At 55.2% G+C, this 18210-nt stretch carries 18 protein-coding genes and 1 tRNA gene; all 19 read right to left on the bottom strand.

Going from position 1 to position 18210, the window contains the following annotated elements; translation table 11 throughout:
• A partial coding sequence (locus tag NOM67_RS21595; protein WP_234887766.1) for a GTP-binding protein occupies positions 1-125 on the bottom strand: 125 nt, incomplete at its 3' end.
• A gap of 54 nt (positions 126-179) precedes the next feature.
• Positions 180-2285, bottom strand: a complete 2106-nt coding sequence (gene fusA / locus NOM67_RS21590; RefSeq protein WP_041210881.1) for an elongation factor G — start codon at positions 2283-2285, stop codon at positions 180-182.
• Between the two features lie 75 nt (positions 2286-2360).
• A complete protein-coding gene (gene rpsG / locus NOM67_RS21585; RefSeq protein WP_139396324.1) occupies positions 2361-2831 on the bottom strand; it encodes a 30S ribosomal protein S7 in 471 nt (156 codons plus the stop codon).
• Positions 2832-2924: 93 nt separating this feature from the next.
• Positions 2925-3299, bottom strand: coding sequence for a 30S ribosomal protein S12 (rpsL, locus tag NOM67_RS21580; protein ID WP_005306278.1), 375 nt, complete (start codon positions 3297-3299; stop codon positions 2925-2927).
• A gap of 182 nt (positions 3300-3481) precedes the next feature.
• Positions 3482-3760, bottom strand: coding sequence for a sulfurtransferase complex subunit TusB (gene tusB, locus NOM67_RS21575; protein ID WP_255940179.1), 279 nt, complete (start codon positions 3758-3760; stop codon positions 3482-3484).
• A gap of 7 nt (positions 3761-3767) precedes the next feature.
• Positions 3768-4127 (bottom strand): sulfurtransferase complex subunit TusC, encoded by a 360-nt coding sequence (tusC, locus tag NOM67_RS21570; RefSeq protein WP_255940177.1) that lies wholly within the window; start codon positions 4125-4127, stop codon positions 3768-3770.
• Positions 4128-4136: 9 nt separating this feature from the next.
• The gene (gene tusD / locus NOM67_RS21565; RefSeq protein WP_255940176.1) at positions 4137-4529 is read right to left on the bottom strand and encodes a sulfurtransferase complex subunit TusD; all 393 of its coding nucleotides are present in this window, start codon (positions 4527-4529) and stop codon (positions 4137-4139) included.
• A gap of 85 nt (positions 4530-4614) precedes the next feature.
• Complete coding sequence (locus NOM67_RS21560) at positions 4615-4995, bottom strand: RidA family protein (RefSeq protein ID WP_033114966.1); 381 nt, start codon at positions 4993-4995, stop codon at positions 4615-4617.
• A 25-nt stretch (positions 4996-5020) separates the two neighbouring features.
• Positions 5021-5737 (bottom strand): transcriptional regulator, encoded by a 717-nt coding sequence (locus tag NOM67_RS21555; RefSeq protein WP_033114965.1) that lies wholly within the window; start codon positions 5735-5737, stop codon positions 5021-5023.
• 194 nt (positions 5738-5931) lie between these two features.
• A complete protein-coding gene (gene rpoC, locus NOM67_RS21550; RefSeq protein ID WP_041210877.1) occupies positions 5932-10236 on the bottom strand; it encodes a DNA-directed RNA polymerase subunit beta' in 4305 nt (1434 codons plus the stop codon).
• A gap of 80 nt (positions 10237-10316) precedes the next feature.
• The gene (rpoB, locus tag NOM67_RS21545; protein ID WP_005341838.1) at positions 10317-14345 is read right to left on the bottom strand and encodes a DNA-directed RNA polymerase subunit beta; all 4029 of its coding nucleotides are present in this window, start codon (positions 14343-14345) and stop codon (positions 10317-10319) included.
• A 224-nt stretch (positions 14346-14569) separates the two neighbouring features.
• Positions 14570-14935: a 50S ribosomal protein L7/L12 gene (rplL, locus tag NOM67_RS21540; RefSeq protein ID WP_011707702.1), complete on the bottom strand. Its 366-nt coding sequence runs from the start codon at positions 14933-14935 to the stop codon at positions 14570-14572.
• A 51-nt stretch (positions 14936-14986) separates the two neighbouring features.
• Entirely contained in the window at positions 14987-15487 is a 501-nt protein-coding gene (rplJ, locus tag NOM67_RS21535; protein ID WP_005339895.1) for a 50S ribosomal protein L10, read from the bottom strand.
• Positions 15488-15743: 256 nt separating this feature from the next.
• Positions 15744-16445: a 50S ribosomal protein L1 gene (gene rplA, locus NOM67_RS21530; RefSeq protein ID WP_005339888.1), complete on the bottom strand. Its 702-nt coding sequence runs from the start codon at positions 16443-16445 to the stop codon at positions 15744-15746.
• Between the two features lie 4 nt (positions 16446-16449).
• Entirely contained in the window at positions 16450-16878 is a 429-nt protein-coding gene (rplK, locus tag NOM67_RS21525; protein WP_033114963.1) for a 50S ribosomal protein L11, read from the bottom strand.
• 134 nt (positions 16879-17012) lie between these two features.
• Positions 17013-17564: a transcription termination/antitermination protein NusG gene (gene nusG / locus NOM67_RS21520; RefSeq protein WP_005306318.1), complete on the bottom strand. Its 552-nt coding sequence runs from the start codon at positions 17562-17564 to the stop codon at positions 17013-17015.
• 9 nt (positions 17565-17573) lie between these two features.
• Complete coding sequence (gene secE / locus NOM67_RS21515; RefSeq protein WP_033114962.1) at positions 17574-17945, bottom strand: preprotein translocase subunit SecE; 372 nt, start codon at positions 17943-17945, stop codon at positions 17574-17576.
• Between the two features lie 60 nt (positions 17946-18005).
• Positions 18006-18082: transfer RNA gene (locus NOM67_RS21510), tRNA-Trp, on the bottom strand.
• Between the two features lie 53 nt (positions 18083-18135).
• A partial coding sequence (locus NOM67_RS21505) for a hypothetical protein (protein WP_197724836.1) occupies positions 18136-18210 on the bottom strand: 75 nt, incomplete at its 5' end.

The following is an 18210-nucleotide window of genomic DNA, read 5'->3' as shown; positions in this document are numbered from 1 at the left end:
CCACCGAAGTGCTTGGCCAGCACGTTGGTGATAGCTGCAGTCAGGGTGGTTTTACCGTGGTCAACGTGGCCGATGGTGCCGACGTTTACGTGCGGTTTATTACGCTCAAATTTTTCTTTAGACACGACGTAGTCCTTCTAGGTTAAACCCGCCTACCGTCGTAGGCGGGGAATCTTAAATTACTTGGATTTGCGCTCTTCGATCACGGCTTGTGCAACGTTGGTCGGTGCATCGTGATACTTGGCGAATTCCATGGCGTAGGAAGCACGACCCTGGGTAGCGGAACGCAGTGCAGTTGCATAACCGAACATCTCGGCCAACGGCACCATGGCGCGTACGATCTTGCCGGACGGGCCATCTTCCATACCTTCGATCAGGCCACGACGACGGTTCAGGTCACCGATAACGTCGCCCATGTAATCTTCCGGAGTTTCAACTTCTACTTTCATGATCGGTTCCAGCAGAACCGGAGTGGCCTTCATGAAGCCAGCCTTGAAGGCCATGGAAGCAGCGATCTTGAACGCCAGTTCGGAAGAGTCGACATCGTGGTAGGAACCGAAGTGCAGACGCACACCCAGGTCCATAACCGGATAGCCAGCCAGCGGACCAGCTTTGAGCTGTTCCTGGATGCCTTTGTCAACGCCCGGGATGAATTCGCCAGGAATGACACCGCCTTTGATGTCGTTGACGAACTCGTAGCCCTTGCCTTCTTCCAGCGGGTACATGTCGATCACAACGTGACCGTACTGACCGCGACCACCAGACTGCTTGGCATGTTTGCCTTCGATGTCTTTAACGGCTGTACGGATGGTTTCACGGTAGGCAACCTGCGGCTTACCTACGTTCGCTTCTACCTTGAACTCGCGACGCATACGGTCAACGATGATGTCCAGGTGCAGCTCACCCATACCGGCAATGATGGTCTGGCCAGACTCTTCGTCAGTCCATACGCGGAAGGACGGGTCTTCCTGAGCCAGACGGCCCAGCGCCAGGCCCATCTTCTCCTGGTCGGCCTTGGTTTTCGGCTCAACCGCGATGGAGATTACCGGCTCCGGGAATTCCATACGCTCGAGGATGATCGGCGCTTTTTCGTCACACAGAGTGTCACCAGTGGTCACATCTTTCAGACCGATGGCAGCAGCGATGTCACCTGCACGAACTTCTTTGATCTCTTCACGCTTGTTGGCGTGCATCTGAACGATACGGCCGAAACGCTCGCGCTTGTCCTTGACGGAGTTCAGCACGGAGTCACCGGAGTTAACAACACCGGAGTAGACGCGGAAGAAGGTCAGGTTACCAACGAACGGGTCAGTAGCGATCTTGAACGCCAGAGCAGAGAACGGCTCGTCATCAGAAGCATGACGCTCGTCTTTGGTCTCGCCATCCATTTTCAGGCCGTCGATAGCAGCTACATCGGTCGGAGCAGGCAGGTACTCAACAACCGCATCCAGCATTGCCTGTACGCCCTTGTTCTTGAACGCGGAGCCACAAGTTACCAGGATGATTTCGTTGTTCAGCACGCGCTGACGCAGAGCTTGCTTGATCTCTTCCTCGGTCAGCTCTTCGCCGCCCAGGTATTTTTCCATCAGGTCTTCAGACGCTTCAGCAGCGGCTTCAACCAGATTCATGCGCATTTCTTGCGCCTGTTCCAGCAGCTCGGCCGGCACATCTTCGTAGTCGAAAGATACGCCCTGATCAGCTTCGCTCCAGTTGATGGCCTTCATCTTGACCAAGTCAACTACGCCTTTGAAGTTCTCTTCAGAGCCGATGTTCAGCTGCAGAGGAACCGGATTGCCCTTCAGGCGAGTGCGGATGTGCTCAACGCAACGCAGGAAGTTAGCACCGGTACGGTCCATCTTGTTGACGAACGCGATACGGGGAACCTTGTACTTGTTAGCCTGACGCCATACGGTCTCAGACTGTGGCTGTACGCCACCTACGGCACAGTACACCATTACGGCACCGTCCAGAACACGCATTGAACGCTCTACTTCGATAGTAAAGTCAACGTGGCCCGGGGTATCGATGATGTTGATACGGTGCGGTTGGAACTGTTTACCCATACCGGACCAGAAAGCGGTGGTCGCGGCGGAGGTGATGGTGATACCACGCTCTTGTTCCTGTTCCATCCAGTCCATGGTGGCAGCGCCATCGTGAACTTCACCGATCTTGTGACTTACACCGGTGTAAAACAGTACGCGCTCGGTAGTAGTAGTCTTACCGGCGTCAATGTGAGCGGAGATACCGATGTTACGATAACGCTCAATGGGGGTTGTACGAGCCATTGTCATCCTCTTACTAAGGCGCTTGTCCCTAGATAATTAAAGGTGCGCAGAGCCCAAAGACCCTGCGCAAGCGGATTACCAGCGGAAGTGAGCGAAAGCCTTGTTCGCTTCAGCCATACGGTGTACGTCTTCACGTTTCTTGACAGACGAACCCTTGTTCTCAGCGGCATCCAGCAGCTCGCCAGCCAGACGCTGAGCCATTGATTTTTCACCACGTTTACGAGAGGCATCAACCAACCAGCGCATTGCCAGGGCATTGCGACGTACCGGACGAACTTCTACCGGCACTTGATAGGTTGCACCGCCGACGCGACGAGACTTAACCTCGACTGCCGGGCGGATGTTGTCCAGAGCTTCTTCGAATACGGCCAAGTGCTCTTTGCCAGACTTGGTGGCAATGATGTCCAGGGCACCATAAACGATGGCTTCTGCAACAGATTTCTTACCGTCAACCATTACTACGTTGACAAATTTAGCCAGCAGCTCTGATCCGAACTTGGGATCTGGCAGGATTTTACGCTGACCAACAACACGACGTCTTGGCATTTCAAATTCTCCGTAACTTCAGGGATTACCCAAAACTAGAAAGCTATCTAACTAGAAACGAATTAACGTTTGGCCTTACTTAACGGAGAACCATTAAGCTTTAGGACGCTTCACGCCATACTTGGAGCGAGCCTGCTTACGGTCTTTAACACCGGCACAGTCCAACGCACCACGAACGGTGTGATAACGAACACCTGGCAAGTCTTTTACACGACCGCCACGGATCAGAACAACAGAGTGCTCTTGCAGGTTGTGACCTTCACCACCGATGTAGGAGGTGACTTCGAAGCCGTTGGTCAGACGTACACGGCACACTTTACGCAGTGCAGAGTTAGGCTTCTTCGGGGTGGTGGTATATACACGAGTGCATACGCCACGCTTCTGAGGGCACGCTTCCAGCGCCGGCACGTTGCTTTTCACAACGAGCTTGATGCGTGGCTTGCGAACCAACTGGTTAATAGTTGCCATCAAAAGGCTCCTGATAATGACTTCATAAACGTGTGGAAAATCCTCCCCGCATATACGGGGACGCGAAATTTTATGCCCTGTTGTCTGGGGAGTCAAGATTTATACAGTTTGTGGCATGGAAGGGCAAATCGGATCCGCATGGATTTTCCATAATTAGTTGAATTAACTTGAAAATATGAAAATCAGCCAGCCCAAGTTCTGGGGGAGCCTTTTTGTGCAATCAGCTCGACCAGACCGGCCATATCCACTAAATCGCCCACTTGATGACGCAAACCACGCGCCTGCAGATCCTCGGTCATGACGTGTAGCGGGATCCCGGCCAGCTGTTCGCACCACTGGGGCGCACAGGCCGCAATGACGGCATCCTGCATCAACACCAGTTCATCGCCAGATTGCAGGTATGAGAGCGCCTGAGCCAGTGCCTGGCTCTGGAAAGGGGAATTCAAGATCAGATGCAACATGGGGACCTCAGAAGCTGATGTGCGTCGCGCATTGTGACCACTGGCTGGCCATCTCTGCCCGCGACAGTATTTCGACCGGGATCAGCAAATCCTCGACCGTCACGCCGCGCTCGGCCAGCGAGTCGGCACAGACGTACACCTCCTCGATGTCATAGAGTTCGAGCATCTTGAAGGTTGGCGCATAGTGGCGCTGCAAGATGGTCTGTGGCTGCTGTTCTTTAAGCAATTGCAGCACGCCGTCGCCAATCAGGAAGAGTGCCAGCTCATCGGTCATGGCCGAGGTGGCCAGCAGGGCATCCAGCCCCTCCCGGCCGGCAGCGTGGCCATGGGGGCCACGACTGCAGATAAATGCGATTTTCTTGTTCATGGTCACTCCCTAGAACTGAACCAGCCGATCAGCGGTCAGGGCAGCTTCCGCCAGCTGACCAAGCCCGCTCAGGCAAAATGGCGCTTGCAGATTGAAGTGTGCCCGCCCTGCCCCTTTGGCCTCCTGCTCATCGAGTACACCACGCCGCATGGCGGCAGCGACGCAGACATCGATACGGATCCCCTGCTCCTCTGCCAGCTCTCGCCACAGGTGCACCAGGTCGGTTTCATCGGAGGCGGGAAGATGCAGACCGTTGGCGTTGCAGACCCCATCCTGATAGAAAAAGAGATGAGAGAGGGTATGACCCTGAGCCAACAGGCTGCGGGCAAAGCGATAGGCGGTGCTGGCTGACTGGGTGCCATAGGCTGGCCCGGTCACCAGCAGTGCAAAACTCAGACTCATAACAAGACTCCTGTGCTGATGCCTGTCCATTTTACGCCAAAAACAAAAAAGCCCCTGCCATGAGGGGCTTTTTAGCAGTTGCCGATCAGAGGTGGGCGATGGCCTCAACCTCGACCAGCACATCTTTGGGCAGACGGGCCACTTCCACGCAGGAGCGAGCCGGTGCGGCATCACCAAAGTAACGGGCATAGACCTGATTGAAGGCTACGAAGTCGTTCATATCGCTCAGGAAGCAGGTGGTTTTCACTACCTTGCCAGCATCGGCACCGGCAGCCTGCAATACGGCGATCAGGTTCTTCATTACCTGCTCGGCCTGAGCTTCGATGCCACCGGCAACGATCTCCATGGTGGCAGGATCAAGCGGGATCTGCCCGGAGGTGAAGATCATCTCGCCTACCTTGGTCGCCTGAACATAAGGACCAATGGCGGCAGGCGCCTTGTCGGTTGCAATCACTTCTTTAGCCATTCATCTATCCCCTTATGGAATTGAGTTACTCGTTTTCGTCTTCACCCTGCTTGCGCTGTCGGATGTAGAGATAAACGGTATGTTTCGAAATATTGAGTTTGTCCGCCACCATGTTGATGGAGTCCTTGATGTCAAAAATACCCTTCTCGAACAATTGAGTGACGATGAAGCGGTTTTTGGCATTGTTGGCCACAGTGGGATCACGGTTGATCTCGTCGATGGTGTTGTCCACGGTCTGGGCAACAAGCTCTTCGACACTGTTGGCAAAGGTCTCTGGTGACTGGCGCGCCGCCTGCTGGGGCGTCGGGAAAAATTCGGCCACGAACTCGTGGAAAGGTGCATTGATATGCAGGTTGATGCAGATAAGACCGATCACCTGGCGTTCACTGTTCCTGATGGCGATGGTGCTCGACTTCATCAGGGCGCCGGTGCGGCTGCGAGCAAAATAGCTCTGGGTGTAATCCTGGCCGGTGCTCTCGATGTCCTTGAGCATCCGCAGTGCCAGATCAGTGATGGGCGCCCCGAGAGTACGTCCGGTGTTAAAGCCGTTGGCGATCTTGATCACCGACTCGTGCAGATTTTCCAGAGAGTGGAGCACCACTTCACAATGCTTGCCGAACAATTCGGCCAAGCCGTCGATGAGCCCATCGTATGAGCGCAACAATTCCCTGTCTTCATCTGTAAAAGTGCGGCTGATCAGCTGTTCTTCGGGAAGCATGGCTTCCTCGATACCGACAGTCATGTTCTACCCCTGTAATAACCATTCAACTTTGCCGAGTGTCAAATCGCAGGAGAGCAAAGTCAACTTTTTTTGATTTTTTACTCTACAACTTTGCTCTGGATCATCCTGAAACCCGCGTGGCGTCAGCCTTTGCCGATCAAATGGCCAACAAAAAGGGCTCCTTGAAGGAGCCCTTTTTAATCACGGTTGACGAGTTACTCTTCGTCGAAGCTACCGGCAGCGTTCAGCAGATCCGCCAGGTTCTGCTCAGCTTCATCTGCGGTCACCTGCGGGGTGCCAACAGCACGAGCTGCAGCAGCACGCTGGTTGATCCGGCTGTGGTGGTAGGCAAAGCCAGTACCAGCCGGGATCAGACGACCCACGATGACGTTCTCTTTCAGGCCACGCAGTTCGTCACGCTTGCCACCAACGGCGGCTTCGGTCAGAACGCGAGTGGTTTCCTGGAAGGAAGCCGCGGAGATGAAGGACTCGGTGCTCAGAGATGCCTTGGTAATACCCATCAGAACATGACGGTAGGTCGCAGGGGTCTTGCCCTCGGCAACCAGCTTACGGTTGGCAATCTTCACGCGAGCCACTTCAACCTGTTCGCCTTCGATCAGATCGGTGTCGCCAGCAGTCAGGATCTCGCACTTGCGCAGCATCTGACGAACGATGACTTCGATGTGCTTGTCGTTGATCTTAACGCCTTGCAGACGGTAAACGTCCTGCACTTCGTTGGCGATGTAGTTGGCGACCGGGCTGATACCGCGCAGACGCAGGATGTCGTGAGCAGACTCAGGACCGTCCGCCAGTACTTCACCCTTCTCAACTTTTTCACCTTCGAACACGTTCAGGTTACGCCACTTCGGAATCATCTCCTCGTAGACGTTGCCACCATCGGTCGGGGTGATGACCAGACGGCGCTTGCCTTTGGTCTCTTTCCCGAAGGAGATGGTACCGGAGATCTCGGCCAGAATAGCCGGCTCTTTCGGTTGACGTGCTTCGAACAGATCCGCAACGCGCGGCAGACCACCGGTGATGTCCTTGGTACCGCCGGACTCTTGCGGGATACGCGCTACCGCGTCACCCACGCCCACGTTGGCACCATCTTCCAGGTTCACGATCGCCTTGCCCGGCAGGAAGTACTGGGCGGCTACATCGGTACCCGGGATCATCACGTCGTTGCCGTTCAGGTCGACCAGTTTAACGGTCGGACGCATCTCTTTACCGGCGCTCGGACGCTCGTTGACGTCCAGCACGACGATAGAGGAGAGACCGGTCAGCTCGTCGGTCTGACGAGTGATGGTCACGCCATCGATCATGTGTTCGAAGTGCAGACGACCTGCCACTTCGGTGATGATCGGGTGAGTGTGCGGATCCCAGTTAGCAACGGTTTCGCCAGCGTTCACTGCCTGGCCGTCCTTCACTTCAAGCACGGAACCGTAAGGCAGCTTGTGGCTTTCCTTGGTACGGCCCATGTCGTCCATGATGGTCAGTTCGGTAGAACGGGAGGTGATAACCAGTTTGTCATCGCTGTTGTGAACGAACTTGGCGTTCTGCAGCTTGATGCTACCGGTGTTCTTCACCTGGATGCTGCTCTCTGCTGCGGCACGAGATGCGGCACCACCGATGTGGAACGTACGCATTGTCAGCTGGGTACCCGGTTCACCGATGGACTGGGCGGCGATAACACCGACAGCCTCACCCTTGTTAACCAGGTGACCACGGGCCAGATCACGGCCGTAGCAGTGAGCACAGTTGCCGAAGTCAGTTTCACAGGTGATGGCAGAACGTACCTTCACACGGTCAACGGAGTTGCGTTCCAGCAGGTCACACAGCTGCTCGTCGAGCAGGGTGTTGCGAGCAACCAGGATCTCGTCCTCGGTACCCGGCTTGATGACATCTTCTGCCACCACACGACCCAGCACGCGCTCACGCAGCGGCTCGACCACGTCGCCACCTTCGATCAGCGGAGTCATCCACAGACCTTCGGTAGTGCCGCAATCGTCCTCGGTGATCACCATGTCCTGCGCCACGTCTACCAGACGACGAGTCAGGTAACCGGAGTTCGCAGTCTTCAGTGCGGTATCTGCCAGACCCTTACGAGCACCGTGGGTAGAGATAAAGTACTGCAGTACGTTCAGACCTTCGCGGAAGTTCGCGATGATCGGGGTCTCGATGATGGAGCCATCCGGCTTGGCCATCAGGCCACGCATACCGGCCAGCTGACGGATCTGGGCTGCGGAACCCCGCGCACCAGAGTCGGCCATCATAAAGATGCTGTTGAACGATGCCTGCTCTTCTTCATCACCCAGCGAGTTGACGTTACGCTCTTTGGACAAGTTCTCCATCATGGCCTTGGAGACGCGCTCGTTGGCGCTGGCCCAGATATCGATAACCTTGTTGTAACGTTCGCCCGCAGTTACCAGACCGGACAGGAACTGGTCCTGGATCTCGGCAACTTCGGCTTCGGCAGAAGCGATGATGTCTTTCTTGGCATCCGGGATGACCATGTCATCGATACCAACGGAAGCACCGGACAGCGCCGCGTAGTGGAAACCGGTATACATCAGCTGGTCAGCGAAGATAACGGTGTCCTTCAGCCCCTGCTTGCGATAGCAGGTGTTCAGCAGACGGGAGATGAGCTTTTTGCCCAGCGCCTTGTTGGATACGGACTTGATCCAGTTCTGCGGATTGGCGTCCAGATCGGCCTGCTCGGCAGCAGTCAGCACCTTCGGCTCGTCGATCAGGGCGTATTCCATGCCTTTCGGCAGGATCAGGCTCAGGATCGCACGACCAACGGTGGTGTTCTTCATCTCGGTCTTGGCAACCAGTTCACCGGCTTCGTTCTTCACGTACTCGGTGATGCGGCACTTGACGCGAGCATGCAGGTCGGCCAGACCGGCACGGTACACTTTCTCGGCCTCTTTCGGGCCGGACAGCACCATACCTTCACCCTTCGCATTGATGCGGGCGCGGGTCATGTAGTACAGACCCAAGACCACGTCCTGAGAAGGAACGATGATCGGCTCACCGGATGCAGGCGACAGGATGTTGTTGGTAGACATCATCAGCGCACGCGCTTCCAACTGGGCTTCCAGGGTCAGCGGTACGTGAACAGCCATCTGGTCACCGTCGAAGTCCGCGTTATACGCAGCACAAACGAGCGGGTGCAGCTGGATTGCCTTGCCTTCGACCAGAGTCGGTTCGAATGCCTGGATACCCAGACGGTGCAGAGTCGGTGCACGGTTCAGCAGAACCGGGTGTTCGCGGATAACTTCGTCCAGGATATCCCAAACGACAGCTTCTTCGCGCTCCACCATCTTCTTGGCGGCCTTGATAGTGGTCGCCAGACCGCGGGTTTCCAGCTTGCCATAGATGAACGGCTTGAACAGTTCCAGCGCCATCTTCTTCGGCAGACCGCACTGATGCAGACGCAGAGTCGGGCCTACGGTGATAACGGAACGACCGGAGTAGTCGACACGCTTACCGAGCAGGTTCTGACGGAAACGACCCTGCTTACCCTTGATCATGTCGGCCAGGGATTTCAGCGGGCGCTTGTTAGAACCGGTGATGGCACGACCGCGACGGCCGTTATCCAGCAGCGCATCGACGGACTCTTGCAACATACGCTTTTCGTTGCGCACGATGATGTCCGGAGCAGCCAGATCCAGCAGACGCTTCAAGCGGTTGTTACGGTTGATCACGCGACGGTACAGATCGTTCAGATCGGAAGTCGCGAAACGGCCGCCGTCCAGCGGTACCAGCGGACGCAGGTCCGGCGGCAGCACAGGCAGCACTGTCATGATCATCCACTCCGGCTTGTTGCCGGACTGCAGGAAAGCTTCCATCAGCTTCAGACGCTTGGTGGTCTTCTTGCGCTTGGTCTCGGAGTTGGTCTGATCCAGCTCCTCACGCATCGCTTTGACTTCACCTTCCAGATCGATGGCGCGCAGCAATGCCAGGATTGCTTCGGCACCCATCTTGGCGTCAAATTCGTCGCCCCACTCTTCCAGCGCATCCAGGTACTGCTCTTCAGAGAGCATCTGGCTGCGTTCGAGGTTGGTCATGCCCGGCTCGATAACTACGAAAGATTCGAAGTAGAGCACGCGTTCGATGTCGCGCAGGGTCATGTCCAGCAGCAGACCGATACGGGACGGCAGGGACTTCAGGAACCAGATGTGGGCAGTCGGGCTGGCCAGCTCGATGTGGCCCATACGCTCACGACGGACCTTGGTCTGGGTCACTTCAACGCCGCACTTCTCACAGATCACACCACGGTGTTTCAGGCGCTTGTACTTGCCGCACAGACACTCGTAGTCCTTCACCGGTCCGAAGATACGGGCGCAGAACAGACCATCACGCTCCGGCTTGAAAGTCCGGTAGTTGATGGTCTCAGGCTTTTTGACCTCACCGAATGACCAGGAGCGGATCATGTCAGGAGAGGCCAGACCGATCTTGATACTGTCAAACTCTTCGGTCTTGGTCTGAGCCTTCAAAAACTTGAGTAAGTCTTTCACGTGTTTCCCCTGTCAGGAGTCTAACCTCGGCGCCCCTCTCGGGGCGCCCACGTCAATTCTCGAACAATAAGAGCGAGCTCTTACTCTTCGTCCAGCTCGATGTTGATACCCAGAGAGCGGATTTCCTTCAGCAATACGTTGAAGGATTCGGGCATGCCCGGCTCCATACGGTGGTCGCCATCCACGATGTTCTTGTACATCTTGGTACGGCCATTCACATCGTCAGACTTGACGGTCAGCATCTCCTGCAGGGTATATGCCGCACCGTAAGCCTCCAGGGCCCACACTTCCATCTCACCGAAACGCTGACCACCGAACTGAGCCTTACCACCCAGCGGCTGCTGGGTAACCAGGCTGTAAGAACCGGTAGAACGCGCGTGCATCTTGTCGTCGACCAAGTGGTTCAGCTTGAGCATGTACATGTAACCAACGGTTACTTTACGCTCGAAGCGGTTACCGGTACGGCCGTCGAACAGATCAATCTGACCGGACTCCGGCAGATCGGCCAGCTTCAGCAGGGCTTTGATTTCGCGCTCTTTGGCACCATCAAAGACCGGAGTAGCAACCGGCAGACCCTTACGCAGGTTACCCACCAGGGTACGTACGTCGTCGTCAGACAGTTCGGCGATGTTCACTTGCTGGGTGTCCTTCTCGCCCAGGTCATAGACCTGCTGCAGGAAGTTGCGCATCTCGTGCAGCTCGCGCTGCTCTTTGACCATGCGATCGATCTTCTCGCCGATACCCTTGGCCGCAAGGCCCAGGTGCACTTCGAGGATCTGACCGATGTTCATACGAGACGGTACGCCCAACGGGTTCAGTACGATGTCGACCGGACGGCCGAACTCGTCATGAGGCATATCCTCGACCGGACAGATCTTGGAGATAACACCCTTGTTACCGTGACGGCCCGCCATCTTGTCACCCGGCTGGATGCGACGCTTGACTGCCAGATAAACCTTGACGATTTTCAGTACGCCCGGCGCCAGATCATCACCCTGGATAATCTTGCGACGCTTGTTCTCGAACTTCTTGTCGAACTCGGCTTTCAGCTCAACGTGCTGTTCAGCGATCTGCTCCAGTTCGGTCTGCTTGGCTTCATCTTCGATGGCCAGTTCAAACCACTTGGAACGCTCCAGCTTGTTCAGACGATCTTCGCTGTAACCGGCGGCCAGCAGCAGGTTGCGGGAGCGGCCGAAAATGCCGTCTTCCAGGATCTTGAACTCTTCGGTCAAGTCCTTCTTCGCTTCCTTCAGCTGCATCTCTTCGATTTCTTTGGCGCGCTTGTCTTTTTCCACGCCATCGCGGGTAAAGACTTGCACGTCAACCACAGTACCGTACACACCGTTCGGTACACGCAGGGAGGAGTCCTTCACGTCGGACGCCTTCTCACCGAAGATGGCGCGCAGCAGCTTCTCTTCCGGAGTCAGCTGGGTCTCACCTTTCGGCGTTACCTTACCAACCAGAATGTCGCCGCCCTTCACTTCGGCACCCACGTAGACGATACCGGACTCGTCCAGCTTGGACAGAGCGGCTTCACCCACGTTCGGGATGTCAGCAGTGATCTCTTCCGGACCCAGCTTGGTGTCACGGGAGATACAGGCCAGTTCCTGGATATGGATGGTGGTCAGGCGATCTTCCTGAACAACACGCTCGTTCACCAGGATCGAGTCTTCGAAGTTGTAACCGTTCCACGGCATGAACGCGACGCGCATGTTCTGACCCAGAGCCAGTTCACCCAGATCGGTGGACGGGCCGTCAGCCAGTACGTCGCCAGCCATGACCGGCTCACCCAACATCACGCAAGGACGCTGGTTGATACAGGTGTTCTGGTTGGAACGGGTGTATTTGGTCAGGTTGTAGATGTCGATGCCGGCTTCGCCTGGCATCAGCTCATCTTCATTTACCTTGATAACGATACGGGAGGCATCGACGTAGTCGATCATGCCGCCACGCTTGGCAACTACGGTTACACCGGAGTCAACGGCCACAGCGCGTTCCATACCGGTACCTACCAGCGGCTTGTCAGCACGCAGGGTCGGTACAGCCTGACGTTGCATGTTTGAACCCATCAATGCGCGGTTCGCGTCATCGTGTTCCAGGAACGGGATCAGGGCCGCTGCCACAGATACGATCTGCTGCGGGCTCACGTCCATATACTGGATCTGGTCGGCGTTCATAAAGGTGGATTCACCTTTGTGACGGCACGGGATCAATTCATCTTTCAGACGGCCATCTTCGGTGGTCGCGGCGTTAGCCTGTGCGATCACGTACTTGCCTTCTTCAATAGCAGACAGGTAGTCCACTTCGTCGGTGATCACACCGTCAATGACCTTGCGGTACGGAGTCTCGAGGAAACCGTACTCGTTGGTACGAGAGTACACGGACAGGGAGTTGATCAGACCGATGTTCGGACCTTCAGGAGTCTCGATCGGGCACAGACGACCATAGTGGGTCGGGTGTACGTCTCGGACTTCAAAGCCGGCACGCTCACGAGTCAAACCGCCCGGGCCCAGCGCAGAGATACGGCGCTTGTGGGTTACTTCGGACAGCGGGTTGTTCTGGTCCATAAACTGGGACAGCTGGCTGGAACCAAAGAACTCTTTGACTGCGGCGGAGATCGGCTTGGCGTTGATCAGATCCTGCGGCATCAGGGTGTCCAGGTCGCCCAGGGAGAGACGCTCCTTGACCGCACGCTCGACACGCACCAGACCGACACGGAACTGGTTTTCAGCCATTTCACCGACAGAACGGATACGACGGTTACCCAGGTGGTCGATATCGTCCACTTCGTCGTTACCGTTACGGATGTCGATCAGGCGCTTCATTACATCGACGATATCGTCTTTGGTCAGTACGCCAGCGCCAGTCTCGTCTTCACGACCCAGACGGCGGTTGAACTTCATCCGACCTACGGTAGACAGGTCGTAACGTTCGGCAGAGAAGAACAGGTTTTCGAACAGCTGCTCTGCTGCTTCACGTGTCGGCGGCTCGCCCGGACGCATCATGCGGTAGATTTCTACCAGCGCTTCCAGACGGTTGGTACTGGAATCGACGCGCAGGGTCTCGGACATGTAGGCACCGTGGTCCAGTTCGTTGGTGAACAGAACCTCGAAATGCTTGAAGCCGGCCTGGGACAGGTTGGCAATCGCTTCCAGACTCAGAGCCTGGTTGGCTGCCACTACCAGTTCGCCAGTTTGCGGATGTGCGTAGTCCTTGGCAGCAACTTTGCCAACAACATACTCAACCGGTACCTCAATCTGGGTAACGGCATCTTTTTCCAGCTGACGGATGTGACGGGCAGTCACACGACGACCGGTTTCAACAACCACGGCACCATTGGCCACGATGTCGAAAGTCGCAGTTTCGCCACGCAGGCGCTCCGGCACCAGATCCATCATCAACTTGCCATCTTTGACCTCGAAACCGATGGTTTCGAAGAAGGTGGCCAGGATCTCTTCGGAAGTGAAGTCCAGGGCGCGCAGAATGATGGATGCCGGCAGTTTGCGACGACGGTCGATACGGACAAACAGGTTGTCTTTCGCATCGAACTCGAAGTCCAGCCAGGAGCCACGGTAGGGGATAACGCGAGCGTTATACAGCACCTTACCGGATGAATGTGTTTTGCCTTTATCGTGGTCGAAGAAGACGCCCGGGCTGCGGTGCAGCTGGGAAACGATAACCCGCTCGGTACCATTGATAACAAAGGTGCCGTTCTCGGTCATGAGCGGAATTTCGCCCATGTATACTTCTTGTTCCTTGATGTCTTTGACGGTGCCGGCAGCTGCTTCACGGTCGTACAGAACCATACGAAGCTTGACACGCAGCGGCGCGGAGTAGGTCACTCCACGGATCTGGCATTCTTTTACGTCAAATACCGGCTCACCCAGGCGATAGCTGACATACTGAAGCTCAGCACTACCGGAGTAACTGGTGATCGGGAAAACGCTACGGAAAGCGGCCTCTAGGCCATATTCACCTTCCGGGTCAGCCTCGATGAACTGCTTGAAGGAGTCCAGCTGAATGGACAACAGATAAGGCGTGTCCAGTACCTGGTCTCGCTTACCGAAGTCCTTACGAATGCGTTTTTTTTCGGTATAAGAGTAAACCATAGGGTTCCTCAGCTCGCTGATAAGTGACCCACTCTGTCCCGCGGGACAGCTCTGTCTCAACACCGTTTTGTGTTGGCCCGGACGAAAGAAGACAGTCCGGATTGCTGGTGCACCGAGAGTCGTAAACGGTGTGAAATGCTCTCAGTCTACAGCGCAAAAAGGCTGGTGAACAAAAATTCACCAGCCCTAGCCTGTTTTATCAGGCTAATCTACATAAATGCAGATTATTTGATCTCAACAGAAGCACCGGCAGCTTCCAGCTCTTTCTTCAGAGCTTCAGCTTCGTCTTTGGAGACGGCTTCTTTCAGGTTAGCCGGAGCAGCTTCTACCAGATCTTTGGCTTCTTTCAGGCCCAGACCGGTAGCGCCACGAACGGCTTTGATAACGGCAACTTTGTTAGCACCGGCAGCAGTCAGAACTACGTCGAACTCGGTCTTCTCTTCTACTGCTTCAGCAGCAGCCGGGCCAGCCATTACGGCAGCAGCGGCAGAAACACCGAACTTCTCTTCCATAGCTTCGATCAGCTCAACAACTTCCATTACGGACATGGAAGCAACGGCTTCGATGATTTGGTCTTTAGTGATAGACATGACAAAAATTCCTGATGTTGAATAAACTCAAACAGCCTAGATAGGCGAGAATCAAGCAGCAGCTTGTTTCTGGTCGCGAACAGCAGCGATAGTACGAACCAGCTTGCCAGCAGAGGCTTCCTTCATGGTAGCCATCAACTTCGCAATTGCTTCTTCGTAAGTCGGCAGCGTGGCCAGACGATCAATTTGTGCTGCGGCGATAAACTCACCGTTAAAAGCGCCAGCCTTGATTTCGAACTTTTGATTCGCTTTGGCAAACTCTTTGAACAGACGAGCAGCAGCGCCCGGGTGTTCGTTAGAGAAAGCAATCAAGGTAGGACCGGTAAATGCGTCGTTCAGGCACTCGTATTCGGTACCTTCTACCGCGCGACGCAGCAGGGTGTTACGCACAACGCGCATGTACACACCGGCTTCACGAGCGGTTTTACGCAGGACGGTCATCTTGTCTACAGTTACACCGCGAGAATCGGCAACAACTGCAGAAAGAGCGCCTTTGGCAGCTTCGTTGACTTCAGCAACAATTGCCTTTTTGTCTTCGAGTCCCAATGCCATTGGCTTAACTCCTGGATTGAATCCGGGTCAAATGACCCAGTACTGACACATCCCCCCTACCTTTACAACAGAGGGGAACGATGCGGTAGCAGGATTCCAGAAGAGAAAGAATCTTTCTCGCTGGGTTTCCGGCACCGTCTACGCAGGAAACATTAAGGCTTTGCAGCCTCCTGCGGTCTTGGACGGAGGTCGAAACCCCCAACCAATCAAGGCGCAAAATTATAGATTAAATTTTGCGCCTTGTAAAACCCATCAATTAGGCCTGAGCTTCCAGAGAAGCTTGGTCTACGGCAACACCGGCACCCATGGTGGTGGAGATGCTGACTTTTTTGATGAATTGACCTTTGGCGGAAGAGGGCTTGCCTTTTTTCAGGGCAACCAGCAGAGCTTCCAAGTTTTCTTTCAGCTGAACTTCGTTGAAAGAAACCTTACCCAGAGTGGTATGGATGATACCATTCTTGTCGTTACGGTAACGAACCTGACCAGCCTTGGCGTTCTTGACGGCTTCGGCAACGTTCGGGGTTACAGTACCAACTTTCGGGTTCGGCATCAGACCGCGCGGGCCCAGGATTTGACCCAGTTGACCAACAACGCGCATGGCATCCGGGGATGCGATAACTACGTCGAAGTTCATCTCGCCTTTCTTGACCAGATCGGCCAGGTCATCCATACCTACCAGGTCAGCACCGGCAGCTTTAGCAGCTTCGGCGTTGGCACCTTGGGTAAATACGGCAACGCGAACGTCACGACCGGTACCGTGCGGCAGTACAGTTGCACCACGTACGTTCTGGTCAGATTTACGAGCGTCGATACCCAGGTTGACAGCAACGTCAACGCTTTCAACGAACTTGGCGGTAGCCAGTTCTTTCAGCAGGGCAATGGCTTCGTTGATGGAGTACTCTTTGGTACCGTCAACTTTTTCGCGAATAACGCGCATACGCTTGGACAGTTTAGCCATTGTCTTACTCCTCCACTACCAGACCCATGGAACGAGCGGAGCCGGCGATGCAACGTACTTTTGCATCCAGATCGGCACCAGTCATATCCGGCTCTTTGGTCTTGGCGATTTCTTGCAGCTGGGCAACGGTCACCTTACCAACCTTGTCTTTGTTCGGCTTGGAAGAACCAGACTTGATGCCAGCAGCTTTCTTCAGCAGGAAGGAAGCAGGCGGAGTCTTGGTTTCGAAGGTGAAGGAACGGTCGCTGTAAACGGTGATCACGACCGGAGTCGGTGAACCTTTTTCCAGCTTCTCTGTACGAGCGTTGAACGCCTTACAGAATTCCATGATGTTCACACCGTGTTGACCCAGTGCAGGACCAACGGGAGGAGACGGGTTGGCTGCACCAGCAGCAACCTGCAGCTTGATATAAGCTGTGACTTTCTTAGCCATTAGGAAATTACCTCAAAAATGGGTTCTAGCGCCTCGGAGACATGCTCCTGCAAACGGCTCCCCAACTAATAAAGGGGCAGCGAATTATAGAGATATTCGCTGCCCCTGACAACTGTTGAGTGAACAGAAATCAATCAGCCCTTTTCGACCTGACCAAAATCCAGCTCAACCGGAGTAGAACGACCGAAGATCAGTACAGAGACCTTCACGCGGCTCTTCTCGTAATCCACCTCTTCAACGGTACCGTTGAAGTCGGCAAACGGACCATCGGCAACCCGCACCATTTCACCCGGTTCAAACAGGGTTTTCGGACGCGGCTTGTCGTGGGCATCCTGCAGACGGTTCAGAATGGCATCGGCCTCTTTGTCGGAGATCGGTGCCGGGCGGTCGGAAGTACCGCCGATGAAGCCCATTACACGCGGTACGTTGCGTACCAGGTGCCATGTGGTTTCATCCATGATCATCTGGACCAGGACATAACCCGGGAAAAACTTGCGCTCACTCTTGCGCTTCTGGCCTGCACGCATCTCGACCACTTCTTCAGTCGGGACCAGTACTTCACCGAACATGTCTTCCATGCCATGCATCTTGATATGTTCACGCAGGGATTTGGCAACACGGCCTTCATAGCCGGAAAACGCCTGCACGACATACCATCTCATACGCTGTTCACGTTGTTCAGTCATGGCTTATCCTTACACACCGGTAATCAGGTTGACCAACCAGACCAAGGCGCCGTCCAGAACGAACAGCAGCAGCCCCATCACGGCGGTCACCGCCAGCACAATCAGGGTTGTCTGAATGGCTTCCTGACGGGTTGGCCATACGACCTTGCGGACTTCCAGGCGAGACTCACGGGCGAATGCCAGCGTAGCCTTTCCCTTGGTGGTTTGCAGGGCTACTGCACCAGCAGCAGCGACGACAACGACCACACCCAGGGCGCGGACGGCAGCGACAACATCGTTGAGCAGGTAATTACCCACTACAGCAGCCGCCAGGATAATGAAAACCAGGCCCCAAAGCAGGGTATCCTTGCTTCCGCCCTGGCTCTCAGAACTAACACTCATACAACCCACCTGTATCTGACGTAACCAAAGACACAAAAGCCCCGTACGAGACGAGGTATATGGCAGGGGCGGCAGGACTCGAACCCGCAACCATCGGTTTTGGAGACCGCTGTTCTACCAATTCGAACTACGCCCCTGCATAAGAAAGCCCCTATTATAGGGGCTTTGCTTTATTTATGTAAGCCAAAGATTAAGCGATAACTTTAGCTACAACACCAGCACCTACGGTGCGGCCACCTTCACGGATAGCGAAACGCAGGCCGTC

Source organism: Aeromonas sp. SG16, from assembly GCF_024436135.1.
GTDB lineage: Bacteria > Pseudomonadota > Gammaproteobacteria > Enterobacterales > Aeromonadaceae > Aeromonas > Aeromonas jandaei.
Note: the sequence above shows the minus strand (reverse complement) of the source record. Positions and strands in the feature narration are given on the sequence as shown.

Excerpts from the sequence above, each read along its gene's own strand:
- rplL (WP_011707702.1), bottom strand. The coding sequence starts at position 14,935 with ATGTCTATCACTAAAGACCAAATCATCGAAGCCGTTGCTTCCATGTCC.
- rpsL (WP_005306278.1), bottom strand. The coding sequence starts at position 3,299 with ATGGCAACTATTAACCAGTTGGTTCGCAAGCCACGCATCAAGCTCGTT.
- NOM67_RS21555 (WP_033114965.1), bottom strand. The coding sequence starts at position 5,737 with ATGACTGTCGGTATCGAGGAAGCCATGCTTCCCGAAGAACAGCTGATC.
- NOM67_RS21560 (WP_033114966.1), bottom strand. The coding sequence starts at position 4,995 with ATGGCTAAAGAAGTGATTGCAACCGACAAGGCGCCTGCCGCCATTGGT.
- tusD (WP_255940176.1), bottom strand. The coding sequence starts at position 4,529 with ATGAGTCTGAGTTTTGCACTGCTGGTGACCGGGCCAGCCTATGGCACC.
- tusC (WP_255940177.1), bottom strand. The coding sequence starts at position 4,127 with ATGAACAAGAAAATCGCATTTATCTGCAGTCGTGGCCCCCATGGCCAC.
- rplA (WP_005339888.1), bottom strand. The coding sequence starts at position 16,445 with ATGGCTAAACTGTCCAAGCGTATGCGCGTTATTCGCGAAAAAGTTGAC.
- rpsG (WP_139396324.1), bottom strand. The coding sequence starts at position 2,831 with ATGCCAAGACGTCGTGTTGTTGGTCAGCGTAAAATCCTGCCAGATCCC.
- rpoB (WP_005341838.1), bottom strand. The coding sequence starts at position 14,345 with ATGGTTTACTCTTATACCGAAAAAAAACGCATTCGTAAGGACTTCGGT.
- fusA (WP_041210881.1), bottom strand. The coding sequence starts at position 2,285 with ATGGCTCGTACAACCCCCATTGAGCGTTATCGTAACATCGGTATCTCC.
- nusG (WP_005306318.1), bottom strand. The coding sequence starts at position 17,564 with ATGACTGAACAACGTGAACAGCGTATGAGATGGTATGTCGTGCAGGCG.
- tusB (WP_255940179.1), bottom strand. The coding sequence starts at position 3,760 with ATGTTGCATCTGATCTTGAATTCCCCTTTCCAGAGCCAGGCACTGGCT.
- rplJ (WP_005339895.1), bottom strand. The coding sequence starts at position 15,487 with ATGGCATTGGGACTCGAAGACAAAAAGGCAATTGTTGCTGAAGTCAAC.
- secE (WP_033114962.1), bottom strand. The coding sequence starts at position 17,945 with ATGAGTGTTAGTTCTGAGAGCCAGGGCGGAAGCAAGGATACCCTGCTT.
- rplK (WP_033114963.1), bottom strand. The coding sequence starts at position 16,878 with ATGGCTAAGAAAGTCACAGCTTATATCAAGCTGCAGGTTGCTGCTGGT.